Raw genomic sequence first — 18,740 nt, 5'->3', positions numbered from 1 at the left:
GACGACCACGGGGGCGTCGGACTGTCCGCCCGAGCCCATGGCCGGCAACGTCACCTCGAGCGCGTTCAGCTCGATGCTGTCGTCCTTGCGGCGCAGGCGACCCTTGACGACCACGACGGTGTCGGGCACCAGCACCGGCGCAGCGAGGTTGTAGGCGCCGGGGAAGACCATCACGTCGACGCTGCCGTCGAGGTCCTCGACGGTCACGAGGGCCCACGTGTCGCCCTTCTTGCTGAGCCGGCGCTGCACGGCCGTGATGAGACCGCACACGCGCACGGTGGTGCCGTCGGGTCGTTCGGCGTCGGCGATGAGGTCGCCGATCGAGCAGTCGCTGCTGGCCTTGAGCACGTGCTCCAGACCGGCGAGCGGGTGGTCGGAGACGTACAGACCCAGCATGTCGCGCTCGAACGCGAGCAGCTGGGTCTTCTCCCACTCAGGCATCTGCGGGACCGCGACCGTGACGCCGGTGAACGCGTCGTCCATGCCCCCGAACAGGGAGTCCTGGCCGATGGCGGCGTTGCGCTTGAGGTCGATGTACTGGTCGACGGCGTCCTCGGCGATGGTCGTCAACGCCCGCCGCCGGTGGCCGAGGGAGTCGAAGGCGCCGGCCTTGATGAGCGAGTCGAGCACGCGCTTGTTGCACACGTGGGTGGGGACCTTGTCGAGGAAGTCGGTGAAGTCGGTGTAGGGGCCGTTCTCCTCGCGACCGGCCACGATCCCGGCCACCACGTTCTCGCCGACGTTGCGGATCGCGCCGAGCCCGAATCGGATGTCCTCCCCGACGGAGGCGAAGTTGGAGACCGAGTCGTTGACGTCGGGCGGCAGGACCTGGATGCCGAGCCGTCGGCACTCGGCGAGGTAGATGGCCGACTTGTCCTTGTCGCCGCGGGTGCTGGTGAGCAGCGCCGCCATGTACTCGGCCGGGTAGTTGGCCTTGAGGTAGGCCGTCCAGTAGGAGATGACGCCGTAGGCGGCCGAGTGCGCCTTGTTGAAGGCGTAGTCGGAGAAGGGCAGCAGGATCTCCCACAGCGCCGTGATGGCCGGCTGGGAGTAGCCCCGCTCGAGCATGCCGGCCTGGAACCCGGCGTACTGCTTGTCGAGCTCCTCCTTCTTCTTCTTGCCCATGGCACGCCGCAGGTTGTCGGCCTGGCCGAGGCTGAAGCCCGCCAGCACCTGGGCGATCTCCATCACCTGCTCCTGGTAGACGATGAGGCCGTAGGTCTCCCCCAGGACGTCCTTGAGCGGCTCCTCCAGCTCGGGGTGGATGGGCTCGATGCTCTCGCGACCGTTCTTGCGCCGGGCGTACTTGTTGTGCGAGTCCGCACCCATCGGGCCGGGACGGTAGAGCGCGCCCACGGCCGAGATGTCCTCGAACTTGTCCGGACGCATGCTGCGCAGCAGGGCACGCATGGGACCACCGTCGAGCTGGAACACGCCGAGCGTGTCGCCCCGCGACAGCAGGTCGTAGGTGGCCGGGTCGTCGAAGGTCAGGTCCTCGAGCACGACCTCCTCGCCGCGGTTGGCCCTGATGTTGATGAGCGCGTCGTCGAGGACGGTGAGGTTGCGCAGCCCCAGGAAGTCCATCTTGACCAGCCCGAGCGCCTCGCACATCGGGTAGTCGAACTGCGTGATGATCGCGCCGTCCTGCTCGCGCCGCATGATCGGCACGATGTCGATGAGCGGCTCGCTGCTCATGATCACGCCGGCGGCGTGCACGCCCCAGTTGCGGATCTGGCCCTCGAGCCCGAGCGCCGTGTCGTAGATCTTGCGGACCTCGGCGTCGCTCTCGTGGAGGTCGCGGAACTCCTTGCCGTCGTTGTAGCGCTTGTGCTGGGGGTCGAACAGCTGCTTGAGGGGCACGCCCTTGCCCATGATGTCGGCCGGCAGCGCCTTGGTGATCCGCTCGCCCATGTTGAACGGGTAGTCGAGCACGCGGTTGGCGTCCTTGATGGCGGCCTTGGCCTTGAGCCGGCCGAAGGTGGCGATGTAGGCCACGCGGTCGTTGCCGTACTTGTCGCTGACGTAGCGGATGACCTCGCTGCGACGACGCTCGTCGAAGTCGATGTCGAAGTCGGGCATCGACGGACGCTCGGGGTTGAGGAACCGCTCGAAGATGAGGCCGTGCGTGAGGGGGCAGAGGTCGGTGATGCGCAGCGCGTACGCGGCGATCGAGCCGGCGCCCGAGCCACGGCCGGGACCGACGCGGATGCCGTTGTCCTTCGACCAGTTGATGAAGTCGGCGACCACGAGGTAGTAGCCGCAGTACCCCTTGGTCTTGATGACCTCGAGCTCCATCTCGACCCGGTCGCGCACGGCCTGGGTGAGGGCGTCGCCCGGGTAGCGGGACTCGATGCCGCGCCAGACCTCCTGGACGAACCAGCTCTCCTCGGTCTCGCCCGCCGGCACGTCGGCCCGGGCCATGTAGCCGCCGTTGGACTCGGTGAACTCCACGTCGCAGCGCTCGGCGATGAGGAGCGTGTTGTCGCACGCCTCCTTCATGTCGAAGCGGTCCTCCCACAGCTCGCGCATCTCGGCCGCGGACTTCACGTAGTAGCCGCCGCCGTCGAACTTGAGCCGCTTGGGATCGGCGACGGACTTGCCCGACGCGACGCAGATGAGCGCGTCGTGCGCGGCGGCGTCCTCGGGGTGCGTGTAGTGGCAGTCGTTGGTCGCGACGGGCGGCAGGCCCAGCTGCTTGCCCAGCCGCAGGAGGTCGTCGCGGACCTCCTTCTCGATGGGGATGCCGTGGTCCATCAGCTCGAGGAAGAAGTTGCCCTTGCCGAAGATGTCCTGGAAGTCGGCGGCGGCCTGGACCGCCTCGTCGTACTGACCGAGGCGGAGCCGCGTCTGCACCTCGCCCGACGGACACCCCGTGGTGGCGATGAGCCCCGTGCCGTAGCGCTGCAGGAGGTCGCGATCGGCGCGCGGCTTGTAGTAGTAGCCCTCCAGGCTGGACAGCGACGACAGCCGGAACAGGTTGTGCATGCCCTCCGTGGTGGAGGCGAGCATGGTCATGTGCGTGTAGGCGCCACCACCGGCGACGTCCTTGCCGCCCTCCTCCTCGTCACCGCTGACACCACGGCCCCACTTGACCTTGCGCCGCTCGCTGCGGTGGGTGCCCGGCGTCAGGTAGGCCTCGAGCCCGATGATCGGCTTGACGCCGTGCGACCGGGCCTTGGACCAGAAGTCGTAGGCGCCGTGCACGTTGCCGTGGTCCGTCATCGCGATGGCCGGCATCCCGAGCGACGCGGTGCGCTCGAACATGCCGTCGAGCAACGCGTGACCGTCGAGCATCGAGTACTCCGTGTGGTTGTGCAGGTGCACGAAGGACGAGTCGCTCGGCATCGGGTGATGCGCCTCCAGACATGGCGGACGGACGGCCCCGAGGGGCGGAGGAGGGGAAGGACCTCAGCCTACGTGACCCTCCCGACGCATCGGCCGAGGCACGCGGGCCGCCCGAGCCGCCGAGGCGGCCCGCGCACGATCAGTCCTTGGGGGCGGCGGGCTTGTCGAGGGCGAACAGGCCCACGTCGAGCACCGGTCCCTTCGGCGGGTCGTTCGGGGCGTCCGGTCCGTACGTCGACGACCACGAGTAGTCGTTGCGGGTGAGGGCCACGCCGCCCTTCCACGGGGTCACGCCGGGCGAGACCTGCAGCCCGTTGCGGGCGTCGGCCCCGAGCTTCCACCGACCGGTGATCTTCCCGCTCTTCGCGTCGATCGTCATGAGCTCGGTGCTCACCTCGTTCGACAACGTGACGAGCACCGAGCGTCCGCCGTCGGTGAGCTGCAGGTCCTCGGACAGGTAGGTGCCGCGGCGTGCCTTCTCCATCGAGGTCTCGATCGAGGAGGTGTCGACGGTCCAGAGCATCTCCTCGTCCTCGAGGGAGTACCGGACGATGCCGCCGTTCTGCGTCATCACCACCGACCCGTCCTCGAAGCCGACCGAGGCGTAGCCACCCACGACGGCGCTCGTCAGGTCGAGCTTCGTGAGGTCGGGCTCGCCGTACGCCCGCTCCTTCGTGCCGGTCTTGGCGACGACCTTGCCCGTGGCCGGGTCGAGCTTCACGAGGGAGTCCGACAGCTTCGACTCCGGGCCCGTGTAGGTGCCGAACGTCACGCCGACCCAGAGTCCGTTCCCGCTGAACGGGGAGACGGTGTTGTCGGCGTCGGGCTTCTTGCCGAACAGGGCGGACGCCTTGGCGGACCAGACCTTCTCGAACGTCGGGGCCCGGAAGGCCTGCACGGTCCAGTCACCACCCTTGGCGTCCTTCGCGGAGACGACGACGAGCGACGGGTCCTCCGGGGTGCGCTGCCAGTAGTACGGCGTGAGCCCGAGGTCGGCGACCTCCACGAGCCGGTCGCCGTCGACGCGGTTGATCGTGTCGTCCTCGGCGATCACGAAGTCGGTGCCGCCGTGGGTGACGATCCGCCCGACGGACTTCTTGGCCGCCGGCACGTCGACCTCGACCTGCTTGCCCTGGCCCGAGCCGACCCTCATCAGTCCCGTGCAGCGGTCGCCCTCGCGGTACGAGAGCAGGATCGAGGTGGCCTTGCGGTCGGGGTCGGACGCCGCGCACACCCGGGCCTCGGGGTCGTCGCCGAGGGTGCCCTTCCAGGTCTTCTTGCCCTTCGTGTCGTAGGCCTGCAGGCGGTTGCCCACGTAGGTGACGACCGCGGAGCCGGTGTAGACGGCGCCGACGGACGACGTGGCGTCGGGGTCGTCGGCCTCGATGGAGGCCAGCGGCTCGGCGTCGACGTCGATCGGGCCGGCGGTGGGCACGGGACGGTCCTGCGGTGCGACCTCCTCGCCGGGCTCGGGGAACGTGAAGACCCCGATGTCGAAGAGGTCGCCCTCCGGCGCCTCGAGCTCGCCGACGCCGTCGAAGGTCCGCTGCCAGGACTCGAAGTTGCGGGTGAGCACGAGCCCGTCCTCGTAGAGGGTCGCTCCGGGCTCCACCTGGAAGCCGTTCGCGTACTCCTCCGGCAGGGGCCACCGGCCGACGAGGGTCCCCTTGGCGGCGTCGACGGCGATGACCTCGGTGGTCGTGTCGTTGCTGACGGTCGCCACGAGGTACCCGTCGGCGGTGAGGCCCTGGGGCAGCACGGTCCGCAGCGGGAACCGCTCGTCGGACGCCTGCTCCAGCTGCGTCAGGTCGAGCTCCCACGTCTGCTTCTTCGTCTCCAGGGAGTAGCGCGACAGCCCACGGGCCTGGGCGAAGATCATCTCGCCCTTCTTCCCGACCGCGAGGGAGCGGTCGAACTGGTTGGCGGCGCTCGCGAGGTCGAACGTGCCCTCCTCCAGCGGCTTCTCCGGCGGTGAGGTGGGCGCCTCGGCGCTGCCGAGGGGCTCGCCGCTCGCAGGGTCGAGCTTGGTCATGTGGTACGTCGAGCCGATCTGCTGCATGGCCCAGGTCGGGTCCCCCGGCGAGAGGGAGACCACGCAGTCGGCCCCCTGGTCCGGGAAGGCGGTGGCGCCCGGGGTGGTCCAGACCGGCTCGAACGAGGGCAGCTCGTAGGCGTCGACGTTGCACTCGGGGTCGCTCAGGCGCGACCCGACGAGCAGCGTCCCGTCGGCGGACGGGAAGAGGTCGAAGTAGGAGTCGTCCTTCAGCCGGGCGATGGGCTCGGGCTCCTTCGCGGTCGCGCGCCACACGACCCCGCGCATGTCGATGAGGTAGTCCTTGCCGTCGACGGTGAGGAGGTTCTCGAACGCTCCACCCGCCGGTTCGCCCTCGAAGGTCGCCCCCAGGTCCTGCTCGGCCATGTTCGAGAGGACCTTGCCGTCGGCCACGCGGACGGTCGCGACGGACGCGCAGTACGTGCCGTCGCCGTAGACCACCGTGAACCGCTTCACGGCCCGGTCCGGCTGGGACACGAAGCAGACCGAGCCGCCCTTGAGGTCGAGCTTCGCGGTCCAGAGCTGGTCGCCGGACTCCAGGTCATAGCCGGAGATGTCGTCGACGGAGTAGCCGACCGCGGTGGACCCGCTGATGAACGCACCGGAGCGACGCTCGACGAGCGCGGTGTCGAGCGAGCCGACCTGCTCCTCGAGGTCGTCGGCCGCGGCGAACAGCGCCTTCGCCTCGAGGGCGGGACCCGTGGCCGGCCCGGCCGCGGCGGGCGGCTTGTCGGGCAGCGGGAGCGAGGCCTTCTTCTCCTCGTCCTCACCGCCGGTGCACCCGGCCAGCAGCAGCGCGCTGCACGCCAAGCCCACCCACGTCCGTCGGACGGTCCAGCGGGATCCCCCGAGCCTCGTCATGCGTTCAGCCACTTCCTCGTGTCGTCGAACAGGTCGCGGGTGCGCCCGTCGAGCTTGCCCTCGTAGCCCTCCTGGCCGGGGTTGCCGTAGTAGTACTCGGCCTGGTCGAACACCGACGAGCGGCCACGCTCGGACTCGAGGTAGGCGAAGACGGCCGCGGCACAGACGTAGTTGTTGTACCGGACCTCCTGGTTCTTGTCGTAGAACCCCTCGGCGCCCTTGGCGGCGATGTCGACGAACCGGCCGAAGTGTCCGCGGATCCGGCCTCCGTCCCGGCCCAGCAGCCCCGATGTCCCGTTGTCGGCCCAGGTGGCCAGCCCCTCGGCGGCCCAGGTGGCCTTGGCGCCGGGCGTGATCCACTGGTTCGCCAGCACGTGCACCGCCTCGTGGCAGGCCACGCCCTCGAAGTCGGAGCGGGTCAGCGACGACTGGTGCATGCCGACCCGGCCGGTGCCCTTGGGCAGTCCCTTCGCCGAGGTCGTCTTCTTCTGGCCCTTGGCGAGCTCCTCGGGGTCCAGGAACGGGTGGTAGTAGGCGTGGGCGTCCGCGTCGCCCACGGCCACGCCGCCCCACAGCTTCCCGTCGATCTTCGGCCAGGTGAGCGCGTAGAAGATCTTGTCGACGCCCTTCGGCCGTGGCATCAGGTCGAAGGCGCGCTTGGCGCCGGCCTCGATCGTGCCGGAGATGCGCTTGGCGGTGGCCGCGTCCTTCGAGCGGAAGGCGAGGTAGGTGTGCTTGGTCTCGATCGCGTCGATGTCGGCGACGTCCCAGAAGGACGGGTCGTAGCTCTCCTCCGGCTCGCCGATCCTCAGCAGCTCCAGCGGGGACTTCTCGTCCGCCTTGCGGAAGCTGGCCCGGTAGGTCTCGACCACCTGCTGGCCGTCGGCGCCGCGGACCTGGTGGGCGAAGACGAGGTCGCCGTCGTACTCGACGATGCCGCCGGCACCGTTGCGGGTGCGCCCGCCCGGCACGCCCACGTACCACTCGCCGTCGATGAAGCCGAGCCGGCCGAAGTTCTCGAAGCGCCGGCTCCAGCGCGCACGCACGTCGTCGAGGGAGTAGTCGTCCCCCTTGATCACCTGCAGGAGCTTCTCGACGTCGCCCGTGCCGAAGGCGGTGTTCAGCTGGTCGCGCAGCGCGGCGACGTCGTCCTGGGTGACCGCGTTCCCGGCGTTCGGGCGGTGGATCTTCGGGCCCTTCGTCGCCTCTGTGCCGGGCGAGGAGCCCCCGGAGGAGCACGACGCGACCAGGAGCCCCGCCGATCCGAGCAGGAGGGTCCGACGATCCAACGCGTTCATGCTTCTCCCCGACGTGGTGGTGACGTGCCGACCGATGGTAACCGCCGACGAACCCGGCCCGGGCCACATCGGCAGGATCCGCGCGACGTCGGCAGGACGCCCACCTCGGGGCGGGCTGCTCCGTGCGAGCAGTGGCCGTCAGCGGGAGCCGGCGATGTTGTACTGGCGGATCGAGAGGGGGACGAAGACGGCGAGGATCAGCACCACCCAGATGAGCGTGTACAGCACCGGGTGCTGCATCGACCAGGCGTCGGGCACGGGCACCGAGGCGCTGGTGTTGCCGAACAGCTCGCGGCACGCCTGGGTGACGGCCGAGACCGGGTTCCACTCCACGAACGGCCGCAGGAAGGAGTTGAAGCTCTCCGTGGGCACGAACGCGTTGGAGACGAACGTCAGCGGCATGATGACGATGAACGAGGCGTTGTTGATGACCTCGACGCTGGGCACCAGCAGGCCGATGTAGCCCATGATCCAGCTGACGGCGTAGGCGAACAGCAGCAGCAGGAGGAAGCCCGCGAGCATGTCGAGGACACCCTCGCGCGCCCGCCAGCCCACCAGCAGCCCGGTGAGCGCCATGATGATCAGCGAGAGGACGTTGTAGATGATGTCCGACGTCGTCCGCCCCACCAGCACCGCGGAGCTGGACATGGGCAGCGAGCGGAAGCGGTCGATGATGCCCTTCTGCATGTCCTCGGCCAGGCCGGCCCCGGTGAAGGTGGCACCGAACACCACGGTCTGGGCGAAGATGCCGCCGATGAGGAACTCGCGGTAGTTGAGGCCCTCCCCCGCGTCGATGGCGTTGCCGAAGACGAAGGCGAACAGCAGCACGAACATGATGGGCGAGATCAGGACGAAGACCAGGATCTCGGGGACCCGCTTGATCTTGATGACGTTGCGCTTGGCGACGACCCAGCCGTCGCTCGCGACCCGGGCGGCGCTCATGCGGATGCCTCTTCCTGCTCGTCGGTCTCGGTGGCGGACTCGCGCTCGGCGGCGTGCCCGGTCAGGCTGAGGAACACGTCGTCGAGCGTCGGCCGCCGCAGCCCGATGTCGACCACGGCGACGTGCTCGTCCTGCAGGCCCTGCAGGACCACCGCCAGCTGCCGGGCGCCGTCGGTGACGGGTGCGGCCACCCCGCGGCCGTTGGCGTCGACCTGGACGTCGCCGATGGCGACGCCGGCCAGGATCCTGGCGGCGGTGTCACGGTGGGCGGGGTCGGCGACCACGATCTCGACACGCTCGCCGCCGGTACGGGACTTGAGCTCGTCGGCGGTGCCCCTCGCGATGGCGCGACCGGAGTCGATCACCACGATGTCGTCGGCCAGCAGGTCGGCCTCCTCCAGGTACTGCGTGGTCAGCAGCAGGGTGGCGCCGGAGTCGACCAGCTCCTGGATGACGCCCCACATCTGCTGGCGGGCCCGCACGTCGAGCCCAGTGGTGGGCTCGTCGAGGATGAGCACCGGCGGCGCGGCGACGAGGGCGCCCGCGAGGTCAAGCCGACGTCGCATGCCGCCGGAGTAGGTCTTGGAGGGCCGGTCCCCCGCCTCCGCGAGGTCGAAGCGCTCGAGCAGCTCACGTGCCCGGGTCCGCGACGCGGAGCGCCCGAGTCCGTAGAGCCGGCCGATCATGTCGAGGTTCTCGAAGCCGGTGAGGTACTCGTCGACCGCGGCGTACTGCCCCGAGAGCCCGATGCGGGCCTTGACCCCGTCGGGGTCCTTCGCGACGTCGATGCCCGCGACCTCGGCCGTGCCGCCGTCGGCCTTCAGCAGGGTGGCGAGGATGCGGACCGCCGTGGTCTTGCCGGCACCGTTCGGCCCGAGGAGGCCGAGGACGGTGCCCTCCGGCACCGCGAGGTCGAGCCCCGACAGCGCCTCGACCCCCTTGTAGCGCTTGACGAGGCCGGTCGCCCGGATCATGTCGGCCATGAGCACACCTTCCTGATGGTCCTCCGAACTGGAAGACCGCTGGGACGATCATGCCGTGAGCCACGGACAGAACGCATCAGCCGAAGGTCGCGGATCGCGGAGCACCTGGCCCCACGGACCGGTCAGCCCTGCGAGGGCGGTGGGCGGAAGCCCGCCGTGCGCGCCGCCTCGGCGTCCTTGAACCAGACGTCCGCGGTCACGCGGGCGTGCGCCGGCGACCCGGGGAGGTAGTAGGTCAGGGAGTCGACGTTCGCCTTCACCTCGTAGCCGGGGCCGGGCGACCCACCCCCGGGTCCGGGCAGGGCCGAGCCGCGGAAGGGGCCCACCGAGCCCGGGGCGGGACGTTCCGGCTCCTGAGCCGGCTGGGCGGCCTGGGCGGCCGGCCGCGGCCGGACCGGGTCCGACGAGCCGTACCGCGTCTCGGGACCGGGGACGGTCCAGCGGTCGGCGGACGTGGTCGACCCCGTCCCGGTGCCGGGAGCGGCGCGCCGGCGCGAGCCGAGCAGCCAGCCCAGCGCGACGCCGAGAGCGGCGGCGAGCACCAGCCACACGACGATCTCGCCTGCGGTGTACACGGACATCAGCGTTCCTCCACTCGGAAGTCGACCCGACGGTACAGCGCCGACCGGGGGTCGATGCCTCGATCGTCGCCCGAGCCGATCGCGGTGGAGACGAGGCGACCGGCCGGGACGCCACGCGCCACGAGGTAGGCACGCACCACGGCCGCCCGGTCGGCGGCGAGCGAGTCACCCCGCTCGGGGTCGGCGGGCCCGGCGTGACCGAGCACGTCGAGCGAGACGTCCGTGCGTGCCATCACCGCGGCGACGCGGTCCAGGTCGGCGCGACCTCGTGGGCCGAGCACGTCGCTCCCGATCCCGAAGGTGATCCGTGTGCCCTCGAGGACCTGGGCCTGCCGCCGACCGAGACGCGTGGCCCCGGCCGTGAGCGAGACCCGCACGTCGTCGACCGCCTGCTGCTCTTCCAGGGCGGCCGCGACCCGGGCCCGCGTCGTCGGGGCAGCCGTCGTCCCCTCGACCTCGAGCACGCCGTCGCGGATCGTCAGTCGCAGGTCGTCGACCTGGGCGGTGTCGTCGAGCACCGCACCGAGCGCCGGCCACCAGCGCGGCCTCGCGAGCGTGGTGTCCACGGCCAGGTCGACCGCCACCGGCACGCCGCGCACCCTGGCCACCCGCCGACCGATCTCGTCGGCCAGGGCCTTGCTGGGGACCGCGCTGGAGAACGCCACCCCGGTGGGCGACACCTCGAGGGCGAGGTCGATGTCCTCCGCGGTCGACGTCGGCCGCGGCGACGTGCCCACGTCGATCGGACGCACCTCCACCGAGCGCACCCCTGGCACGTCCTCGACGGCGTCGACGGTCCGCTGCACCACCGCGTCCGACGCCGACCACGGGTCGATGCGGACCTCGCGACCCGTGACCTCGACGCCGACCTGGTCGGGAGCCGTCGACCGCACGGCCTGCTCGACCTGGGGCGTGAGCGCCCGGCCGACGTCGCGGGTGCCGACGACCGCACCGCTCACCACCACGACGACCAGCGCGCCGGCCACCGCCCACGTCGCCGTCGTGCGTGTCCCGGGGTCCACCCCGTCAGTCCTGTCGATAGCTGCTGAGGAAGTTCCCGAGTCGCTGGATCGCGTCGCTGAGGTCCGCGGCCCAGGGCAGCGTGACGATGCGCAGGTGGTCGGGCTCGGGCCAGTTGAACCCGGTGCCCTGCGTGAGCAGGATCTTCTCGGCCAGCAGCAGGTCGAGGACGAGCTGCTGGTCGTCCTTGATGGGGTGCACCTCGGGGTCGAGCCTCGGGAACACGTAGAGCGCACCCTTGGGCCGCACGACGGAGACGCCGGGGATCTTCTCCAGCTCCGCGACGGCCGTGTCGCGCTGCTCGACCAGGCGCCCACCGGGGAGCACCAGGTCCTTGATGCTCTGGTAGCCGCCGAGCGCCACCTGGATCGCGTTCTGCGCAGGCACGTTCGGGCACAGCCGCATCGACGCCAGGAGGGTGATGCCCTCGAGGTAGTCGCGAGCGCCCTCCAGCGGCCCGGTGACCACGAGCCACGCCGCCCGGTAGCCGCACACCCGGTACGCCTTCGACAGGCCGTTGAAGGTGAGGGTGAGCACGTCGGGGGCGATCCCGGCCAGGGAGTGGTGCTGGGCGTCGTCGTAGAGGATCTTGTCGTAGATCTCGTCGGCCATGAGGACCAGGCCGTGCCGGCGGGCGAGGTCGGCGATGCCCGCGAGCGTCTCCCGCGAGTAGACCGCACCCGTCGGGTTGTTGGGGTTGATGACGACGATCACCTTCGTGCGGTCGGTGATCTTGGACTCGAGGTCCTCGAGGTCGGGGTTCCACTCGTTCTGCTCGTCGCAGCGGTAGTGGACCGGCGTCCCTCCGGCCAGGTTCGTGACCGCGGTCCACAACGGGTAGTCGGGGATCGGGATGAGGACCTCGTCGCCGTTGTCCAGCAGCGCCTGCAACGCCATCTGGATGAGCTCGGAGACCCCGTTGCCGATCCACACGTCGTCGATGTCGATCGCCGGGAAGTCGTCGACGAGCTGGTAGTGGTGCACGACCGCCCGACGAGCGGACTGGATGCCGCGGGAGTCGGAGTAGCCGGCCGAGCCGGGCAGGGCGGCGATGACGTCCTGGAGGATCTCGGCGGGTGCGTCGAAGCCGAAGGGCTGGGGGTTGCCGATGTTCAGCTTGAGGATGCGGTGGCCCTCGGCCTCGAGGGCGGCGGCACGGGCACTGACGGGTCCGCGGATGTCGTAGAGGACATCCCTCAGCTTCTCGGACTGGCGCACGCGCTGGCTGGACATGCGCTCATCTTCCCAGACCGGTCGGGCTCCCCGGCCACGACGTGGCTCAGGCGCGGCGACCGAGGCCGTCGACGACCTCGACCCCCGGCACACGGGCCAGGACCGAGCCGTCCAGGAGCAGCTTGGACGCCCGGACGCCCGAACCCATGACGAGCACCGGCTGCGCGACGACGGCGGCGTCGACGAGCACCCGCCAGCCGTCCGGCAGGCCGAAGGGGGTGATGCCTCCGTGCTCCATCCCGGTGCGCTCGACCGCGTCCTCGTGGGGCAGGAACGACGCCTTGCGCACGTCGAGCACGCGCTTGACCACGCCGTTCACGTCGGCGCGGGTGGACGCCAGGACGACGCACGCGGCGACCCGCTCCTGCCCGTCACGACGTCCGCCCACCACCACGCAGTTCCCGAGCGCCTCCGGCGGCACGCCGTACGCCTCCTGGTTGGCGGCGGTGTCCGACAGCGCGGGATCGATCGCCACCACGCCGACCTCGCGGTCGAGACCGGCCGCGGCCAGGGCGGCCACCACCGACGGGCCGGCCAGGTCGGGTTCGTCGGCCAGCGGCCTCGCCTCGAGGGCTCCCGCGAGCCAGTACCTCATCGGCGGCGCTCGTCAGTCAGCACTGCGGACGACGTCGAGGGCCTGCGCGAGGTCCGCGGGGTAGGGGCTCTCGAAGTCGACGCGCTCCCCCGTCGTGGGGTGGACGAATCCGAGGTGCTTGGCGTGCAGCCACTGGCGGTCCAGCCCGACCCGGGCGGCGAGCGTCGGATCGGCGCCGTACTGCAGGTCACCGACGCACGGGTGGTGCAGCGCGCTCATGTGCACGCGGATCTGGTGGGTGCGACCGGTCTCGAGCTTGATCGTCAGGAGCGAGGCGAAGCGGTGCGCCTCGAGCGTGTCGTAGTGGGTGATGCTCGGACGGCCGTCCGCGCGCACCGTGAACTTGAAGTCGTGCCGGGGGTGACGCGCGATGGGGGCGTCGATGGTGCCGGTGTGCGGGTCGGGGTGGCCCTGCACGAGCGCGTGGTAGGTCTTCTCGACGGTCCGGTCGCGGAACGCCTGCTTGAGCACCGTGTAGGCCCGCTCGGACTTGGCGATCGTCATGAGCCCGCTCGTGCCGACGTCGAGCCGCTGCACGATGCCCTGCCGCTCCGGGGCGCCCGACGTCGAGATCCGCACGCCCGCACCCGCGAGGTGCCCGACCACGGTCGGCCCCTCCCAGCCGACGCTGGGGTGAGCCGCCACGCCGACCGGCTTGTCGACGACGACGATGTCGTCGTCCTGGAAGACGATGCTCATGCCCTCCACGACCTCGGCCACGACGGTGGCGGTCCGCGGAGCCGGGATGGTGGCCTCGAGCATCGCGCCGGGCTCGACCCGCTCGGACTTCTGCGGCACCTGGCCGTCGAGGAGCACGAGGCCATCGGCCACGAGCTCGCTCGCCCGGGTGCGTGAGAGACCCAGCAGACGCGCGAGCGCGGTGTCGACGCGCTCACCTGCGAGGCCCTCGGGCACGGAGATCACGCGGTGCTGGCTGGGGTGCTGGCCGTGGTCGGTGTCGCTCACGCGCGCTCCTTCGGGTCGGTGCGTGCGCCGTCGAGGCCGACGCCCTGCCAGGTGCGCACGACGACGAGGACCGCGGCGACGGTGAGGTAGATGTCGGCCACGTTGCCCACGAAGAACCCGCCGTAGTCGATGAAGTCGACCACGTGGCCACGGAAGGGGCCGGGCTCGCGGAGGATGCGGTCGGTGAGGTTGCCGAGCGCGCCGGCCAGCAGCAGCACGAGGCCCACGGTCCAGACCCGGTCGCGCAGGCGGGCGGCCATGCGCACCACCACGACGCACACCACGACCGACACGATGCTGAGGACGACCGTCATGGACGCGCCCATGCCGAAGGCGGCACCGGGGTTGCGCAGGAAGGTCAGCTCGAGGACGTCGGGCAGGAGCCGGATCGGCTCGTCTCGGTCGGCCAGCCGCTCGACGGCCAGGACCTTGGTGACCTGGTCGACGACCCAGGCGACCGCCACGGCGGCGAGGAACAGCGGGAGGACCCGGCGGCGGGGCGCGGGCACGGCGCTGGAGGGCTCGGGCGTCGCGTCGGAGGACTCGGGGACCGCGTCGGAGGATTCAGGCATGTCGTGGGTCATCGTCCCACGTGCCACCACACGAGCCGGGCTCGGCTCAGCGACGCTCCTCGCGCTGCTTGCACTCCTTGCACAGCGTGGCGCGGGGGAAGGCCTGCAGACGCATCTTGCCGATCGCCTCGCCGCACACCTCGCACACGCCGTAGGTGCCCTTGCCGAGCCGGTCGAGGGCCTTCTCGGTCTGCAGCAGCAGCTCGCGCTGGTTGGCGGCCAGGGACATCTCGGCGTCACGCTCGAGGCTGTTGGAGCCGACGTCGGCCTGGTCGTTGCCGGCACCGTCGACGCCGTCCCGCAACAGGTCCTGCAGCTCCTTGGCGGAGAGGTCGAGCTCCTTGCGCAGGCGGAGGAGGTCGTCCTCCAGCTCGACGCGGATGGCCGCGGTCTCGTCGGCGGTCCACGGATCTTCGTCCGCCCGCACGGCCAGGGTGGTCTTGGGCATGGCCAGACAGTAGACCCGGCAGGTCCACCGCACAACTTCGCCCTGTGCCCCGGCTCCCCCGCCTGCGGGGTACCCTGTCAGGCACAGCGTTCGAGCCGTCATCAGCGGCGAGCTTCCGGAAGAACGGGGTCGCTCGCGGGCCCTCAGTAGAACCGGACGGGTGGCCCGTCACAGCCGTTCGACGAGTGGTCGCAGCCGGCAGGTCCGGGGGTGGCAACCGAGGTGGTACCGCGGTCCTTCCAGGGTCGTCCTCGAGCAGAGCAGACCACCGAGGAGCAGCCGCCATGACCTACCCGAAGGCTCAGACGGGCACCGACCAGCCCGCGACCGCCGTCCCCTCCACCCCTCGCTTCCCCGAGATCGAGGAGCGCGTCCTCGCGTACTGGAAGAGCGACGGCACCTTCCGGGCGAGCGTCGAGGCCCGCGACGGCGGCGCCGACGGCTCCAACGAGTTCGTCTTCTACGACGGTCCCCCGTTCGCCAACGGGCTCCCGCACTACGGCCACCTGCTGACCGGCTACGTCAAGGACGTGGTCCCGCGCTACCAGACCATGCGGGGCCGCAAGGTCGAGCGCCGGTTCGGCTGGGACACGCACGGCCTGCCCGCCGAGCTCGAGGCCATGCGCCTCAACGGCATCAAGACGACCGACGAGATCGTCGAGATGGGCATCGACCGGTTCAACGAGGCCTGCCGCGCCTCGGTGCTGAAGTACACCGGCGAGTGGGAGGAGTACGTGACCCGCCAGGCCCGGTGGGTGGACTTCGAAAACGACTACCGCACGCTCAACCCGGAGTACATGGAGTCGGTCATCTGGGCGTTCAAGCAGCTGCACGACAAGGGCCTCGTGTACGAGGACTTCCGCGTGCTGCCCTACTGCTGGAACGACGAGACGCCCCTGTCCAACCACGAGCTGCGCATGGACGACGACGTCTACCAGAACCGCCAGGACCCGGCGGTCACCGTCGGCTTCGAGATCACCGGCGACGGCCCCCTGGCCGGCGCGCGGCTGATGATCTGGACCACGACGCCCTGGACCCTGCCGAGCAACCTGGCCGTCATGGTCGGCACCGGCATCGACTACGTCGCGGTCGAGCACGAGGGCACTCGACTGGTGCTCGCCGAGGCTCGCCTCGGCGCCTACGCCCGCGAGCTCGGTGACGAGCCCACCGTGGTCTGGCGCGGCACCGGCGCCGACCTCCTCGGGCTGTCGTACACCCCGCCGTTCAGCTACTTCGTCGGTCACGAGAACGCGTTCCGCGTCGTGGCCGCCGACGACGCCGTGACCACCACCGACGGCACCGGCCTCGTGCACAGCGCCGGCGCGTTCGGCGAGGTCGACAAGGAGGTCACCGACCGCGAGGGCATCGTGGCCGTCATGCCCGTGGGCAAGGACGGCCGGTTCACCGTGCCGGTCACCGACTACGAGGGCATGCAGGTCTTCGACGCGAACCCGCACGTCATCGACGACCTGAAGAACGGCACCGGCTCGGTCTCCCCGGGCACGATCCTGCTGCGTCGCGAGACGTACGACCACTCCTACCCGCACTGCTGGCGCTGCCGCGAGCCCCTCATCTACAAGGGCGTGGAGTCGTGGTTCGTGCAGGTCACGGCGTTCAAGGACCGCATGGTCGAGCTGAACCAGCAGATCCGCTGGGTCCCCGACCACATCCGCGACGGCCAGTTCGGCAAGTGGCTCGAGAACGCGCGCGACTGGTCGATCACGCGCAACCGCTTCTGGGGCTCCCCCGTGCCCGTGTGGAAGAGCGACGACCCCGCCTACCCGCGGCTCGACGTCTACGGCTCGTTCGAGGAGCTGGAGCGGGACTTCGGCACGCTCCCGATGAAGGACGGCGTCCCCGACCTCCACCGGCCGTACGTGGACGACCTGGTGCGCCCGAACCCCGACGACCCGACCGGCCGGTCGATGATGCGTCGCGTGCCCGACGTGCTCGACGTCTGGTTCGACTCGGGCTCCATGTCGTTCGCCCAGGTGCACTACCCGTTCGAGAACGGCGACTGGTTCGAGGACCACTTCCCCGCCGACTTCATCGTCGAGTACATCGGCCAGACGCGCGGCTGGTTCTACACGCTGCACGTGCTGGCCACGGCACTGTTCGACCGTCCCGCGTTCGAGGCGTGCGTCAGCCACGGCATCGTGCTCGGGTCCGACGGCAACAAGATGAGCAAGTCCCTGCGCAACTACCCCGACGTCTCCGAGGTCTTCGACCGCGACGGCGCCGACGCGATGCGCTGGTTCCTCATGGCGTCGCCGATCCTGCGGGGTGGCAACCTCGTGGTCACCGAGCAGGGCATCCGCGACTGCGTCCGCCAGGTGATGATCCCGCTCTGGAACAGCTGGGCGTTCCTCGGCCTCTACGCCAACGCCGCCGGCTACGAGGGGCAGCCGCTCACGTCGGCGCCGAGCGACCCGCTCGACCGCTACGTGCTGGCCAAGCTGGGCCGGTGGGTGCGCGACATGACGACCCAGCTCGACGACTACGCGATCGCGGAGGCCTGCGAGTCGACGCGCGAGTTCCTCGACGTGCTCACGAACTGGTACATCCGACGCTCGCGGGAGCGCTTCTGGCTGTCCGACGCCGGTGCGGAGCTCACGGCCGAGCAGCGGGCACCGTTCGACACGCTGCACACGGTCCTGGAGACCGTCTGCCGGGTGGTCGCCCCCCTGCTCCCCCTGACGACGGAGGAGATCTGGCGCGGTCTCACCGGTGGACGGTCGGTGCACCTCACCGACTGGCCCGACGCCGACGCCTACGTGCGCGACGACGCCCTCGTCGACGCGATGGACCAGGTCCGCGCCGTCTGCTCGACCGGTTCGGCGCTGCGCAAGGCCTCGGCCCTGCGTGTGCGGCTCCCGCTCGCGTCGCTCGAGGTGGCCGTGCCCGATCCCGGCGCCCTCGAGGGCTTCGAGGACGTGGTGGCCCGCGAGCTCAACGTGAAGCACGTGCGGCTGATCGCGGCCGATTCCGACGAGGCGGCCGCACACGGGCTCACGTCGCGGCTGACCGTGCACGCCCGCGCGGCCGGACCCCGGTTGGGCAAGGACGTCCAGCACGCGATCCGCGGGTCGAAGACCGACGACTGGTCGGTCGCCGACGACGGCACCGTCACGTCCGGCGGCATCGAGCTGCAGGAGGGCGAGTACACGCTCGAGCAGGTGGCCGGGTCGTCCGGTGGCACGGAGATCGCGGTGCTTCCGGGCGGCGGCTTCGTGGCGCTGGACACCACGGTGACGCCGGAGCTGGAGGCCGAAGGCCTGGCGCGCGACGTCGTGCGCGGCGTGCAGCAGGCCCGGCGCGACGCCGGCCTGTCGGTCTCCGACCGCATCACGCTCCACCTGGACGGCGACGACGCCGTGCTGGCCGCGGTCCGCACCCACGAGGCGCTCGTCGCGGGCGAGACCCTGGCGACCTCGGTCTCGCTGGGCGACCAGCCCGACGGCACGCCGATCGACGTCACCGGCGCGACCGCCCGCGTCGCGGTCACGAAGGCCTGACCCTCCCCGCGAGGGTGCGGGAGATTCCCAGGTCGACCTGGGAATCTCCCGCACCGCACGGCTTTCCCACGTCTGCACGGCTTGCTATCCGTGCTGGAGTGAGGTTCCCGTGCTGCTGCGCTGCTCCGGGCCGGTCGTTCCTTGCTGCTGCGTCGCTGTGGCTGCGAGTGGACCTGCTCTCCGAAAGGGCCTCGACCGGCGGCTCGGCCGGGCTCTCGGGGCGCGGCTCCCGGTGACGCAAGGTTCTGCGTTCGTGCGTGAGGGGTCGAAGGATGCTGCGTTCGTGTCCGGATCCCGTCACCAACGCAGCATCGTTCGGGGTTCTGCA

The 18,740-nt window shown here is 70.6% G+C and carries 13 protein-coding genes; 1 reads left to right on the top strand and 12 read right to left on the bottom strand.

Going from position 1 to position 18,740, the window contains the following annotated elements:
* The 12 genes from dnaE to ASF38_RS12380 all read right to left on the bottom strand — a co-directional run.
* Positions 1-3,345, bottom strand: a 3,345-nt coding sequence (dnaE, locus tag ASF38_RS12435) for a DNA polymerase III subunit alpha (protein WP_235497679.1), incomplete at its 3' end; no start/stop codon positions are given.
* Between the two features lie 139 nt (positions 3,346-3,484).
* Positions 3,485-6,259, bottom strand: coding sequence for a PQQ-binding-like beta-propeller repeat protein (locus ASF38_RS12430; RefSeq protein ID WP_056576372.1), 2,775 nt, complete (start codon positions 6,257-6,259; stop codon positions 3,485-3,487).
* Positions 6,256-7,557 (bottom strand): hypothetical protein, encoded by a 1,302-nt coding sequence (locus tag ASF38_RS12425; RefSeq protein ID WP_056555635.1) that lies wholly within the window; start codon positions 7,555-7,557, stop codon positions 6,256-6,258. The genes ASF38_RS12430 and ASF38_RS12425 overlap by 4 nt, the downstream gene beginning before the upstream one ends.
* 138 nt (positions 7,558-7,695) lie before the next feature.
* On the bottom strand, positions 7,696-8,499 hold the full coding sequence (locus ASF38_RS12420) for an ABC transporter permease (protein WP_055965787.1): 804 nt from the start codon (positions 8,497-8,499) through the stop codon (positions 7,696-7,698).
* Complete coding sequence (locus tag ASF38_RS12415; RefSeq protein WP_055966499.1) at positions 8,496-9,482, bottom strand: ATP-binding cassette domain-containing protein; 987 nt, start codon at positions 9,480-9,482, stop codon at positions 8,496-8,498. Before ASF38_RS12415 ends, ASF38_RS12420 begins: the two co-directional genes overlap by 4 nt.
* Positions 9,483-9,604: 122 nt before the next feature.
* Complete coding sequence (locus ASF38_RS12410; RefSeq protein ID WP_055965786.1) at positions 9,605-10,063, bottom strand: hypothetical protein; 459 nt, start codon at positions 10,061-10,063, stop codon at positions 9,605-9,607.
* Positions 10,063-11,085: an OmpA family protein gene (locus ASF38_RS12405; RefSeq protein ID WP_056555632.1), complete on the bottom strand. Its 1,023-nt coding sequence runs from the start codon at positions 11,083-11,085 to the stop codon at positions 10,063-10,065. The genes ASF38_RS12410 and ASF38_RS12405 overlap by 1 nt, the downstream gene beginning before the upstream one ends.
* 4 nt (positions 11,086-11,089) lie before the next feature.
* Complete coding sequence (locus ASF38_RS12400) at positions 11,090-12,316, bottom strand: pyridoxal phosphate-dependent aminotransferase (protein ID WP_055965783.1); 1,227 nt, start codon at positions 12,314-12,316, stop codon at positions 11,090-11,092.
* Between the two features lie 46 nt (positions 12,317-12,362).
* Positions 12,363-12,911 carry a YbaK/EbsC family protein gene (locus tag ASF38_RS12395; protein ID WP_056576369.1) on the bottom strand — a complete coding sequence of 183 codons (549 nt, stop codon included), beginning with the start codon at positions 12,909-12,911 and terminating at the stop codon, positions 12,363-12,365.
* A gap of 12 nt (positions 12,912-12,923) precedes the next feature.
* Positions 12,924-13,877: an RluA family pseudouridine synthase gene (locus ASF38_RS12390; protein ID WP_055965779.1), complete on the bottom strand. Its 954-nt coding sequence runs from the start codon at positions 13,875-13,877 to the stop codon at positions 12,924-12,926.
* Positions 13,874-14,449 carry a signal peptidase II gene (gene lspA / locus ASF38_RS12385; protein WP_235497676.1) on the bottom strand — a complete coding sequence of 192 codons (576 nt, stop codon included), beginning with the start codon at positions 14,447-14,449 and terminating at the stop codon, positions 13,874-13,876. The genes ASF38_RS12390 and lspA overlap by 4 nt, the downstream gene beginning before the upstream one ends.
* A gap of 46 nt (positions 14,450-14,495) precedes the next feature.
* On the bottom strand, positions 14,496-14,897 hold the full coding sequence (locus ASF38_RS12380; RefSeq protein WP_055965777.1) for a TraR/DksA C4-type zinc finger protein: 402 nt from the start codon (positions 14,895-14,897) through the stop codon (positions 14,496-14,498).
* 284 nt (positions 14,898-15,181) lie between these two features.
* On the opposite strand from ASF38_RS12380, the gene ileS reads away from it, so the two are divergent.
* Positions 15,182-18,412, top strand: a complete 3,231-nt coding sequence (gene ileS / locus ASF38_RS12375) for an isoleucine--tRNA ligase (protein WP_056576366.1) — start codon at positions 15,182-15,184, stop codon at positions 18,410-18,412.
* Positions 18,413-18,740 lie beyond the last annotated feature (328 nt).

It is taken from the genome of Aeromicrobium sp. Leaf272 (assembly GCF_001422865.1).
Taxonomy (GTDB): domain Bacteria; phylum Actinomycetota; class Actinomycetes; order Propionibacteriales; family Nocardioidaceae; genus Aeromicrobium.
This window is presented reverse-complemented; position numbering and strand designations above follow the sequence as displayed.

What these genes read in the sequence shown, in the direction of transcription:
- ASF38_RS12410 (WP_055965786.1), bottom strand. Translation starts at nt 10,063, where the DNA reads ATGTCCGTGTACACCGCAGGCGAGATCGTCGTGTGGCTGGTGCTCGCC.
- ASF38_RS12395 (WP_056576369.1), bottom strand. Translation starts at nt 12,911, where the DNA reads ATGAGGTACTGGCTCGCGGGAGCCCTCGAGGCGAGGCCGCTGGCCGAC.
- ASF38_RS12420 (WP_055965787.1), bottom strand. Translation starts at nt 8,499, where the DNA reads ATGAGCGCCGCCCGGGTCGCGAGCGACGGCTGGGTCGTCGCCAAGCGC.
- ASF38_RS12430 (WP_056576372.1), bottom strand. Translation starts at nt 6,259, where the DNA reads ATGACGAGGCTCGGGGGATCCCGCTGGACCGTCCGACGGACGTGGGTG.
- ASF38_RS12380 (WP_055965777.1), bottom strand. Translation starts at nt 14,897, where the DNA reads ATGCCCAAGACCACCCTGGCCGTGCGGGCGGACGAAGATCCGTGGACC.
- ASF38_RS12400 (WP_055965783.1), bottom strand. Translation starts at nt 12,316, where the DNA reads ATGTCCAGCCAGCGCGTGCGCCAGTCCGAGAAGCTGAGGGATGTCCTC.
- ASF38_RS12415 (WP_055966499.1), bottom strand. Translation starts at nt 9,482, where the DNA reads ATGGCCGACATGATCCGGGCGACCGGCCTCGTCAAGCGCTACAAGGGG.
- ASF38_RS12425 (WP_056555635.1), bottom strand. Translation starts at nt 7,557, where the DNA reads ATGAACGCGTTGGATCGTCGGACCCTCCTGCTCGGATCGGCGGGGCTC.
- ileS (WP_056576366.1), top strand. Translation starts at nt 15,182, where the DNA reads ATGACCTACCCGAAGGCTCAGACGGGCACCGACCAGCCCGCGACCGCC.
- lspA (WP_235497676.1), bottom strand. Translation starts at nt 14,449, where the DNA reads ATGCCTGAATCCTCCGACGCGGTCCCCGAGTCCTCCGACGCGACGCCC.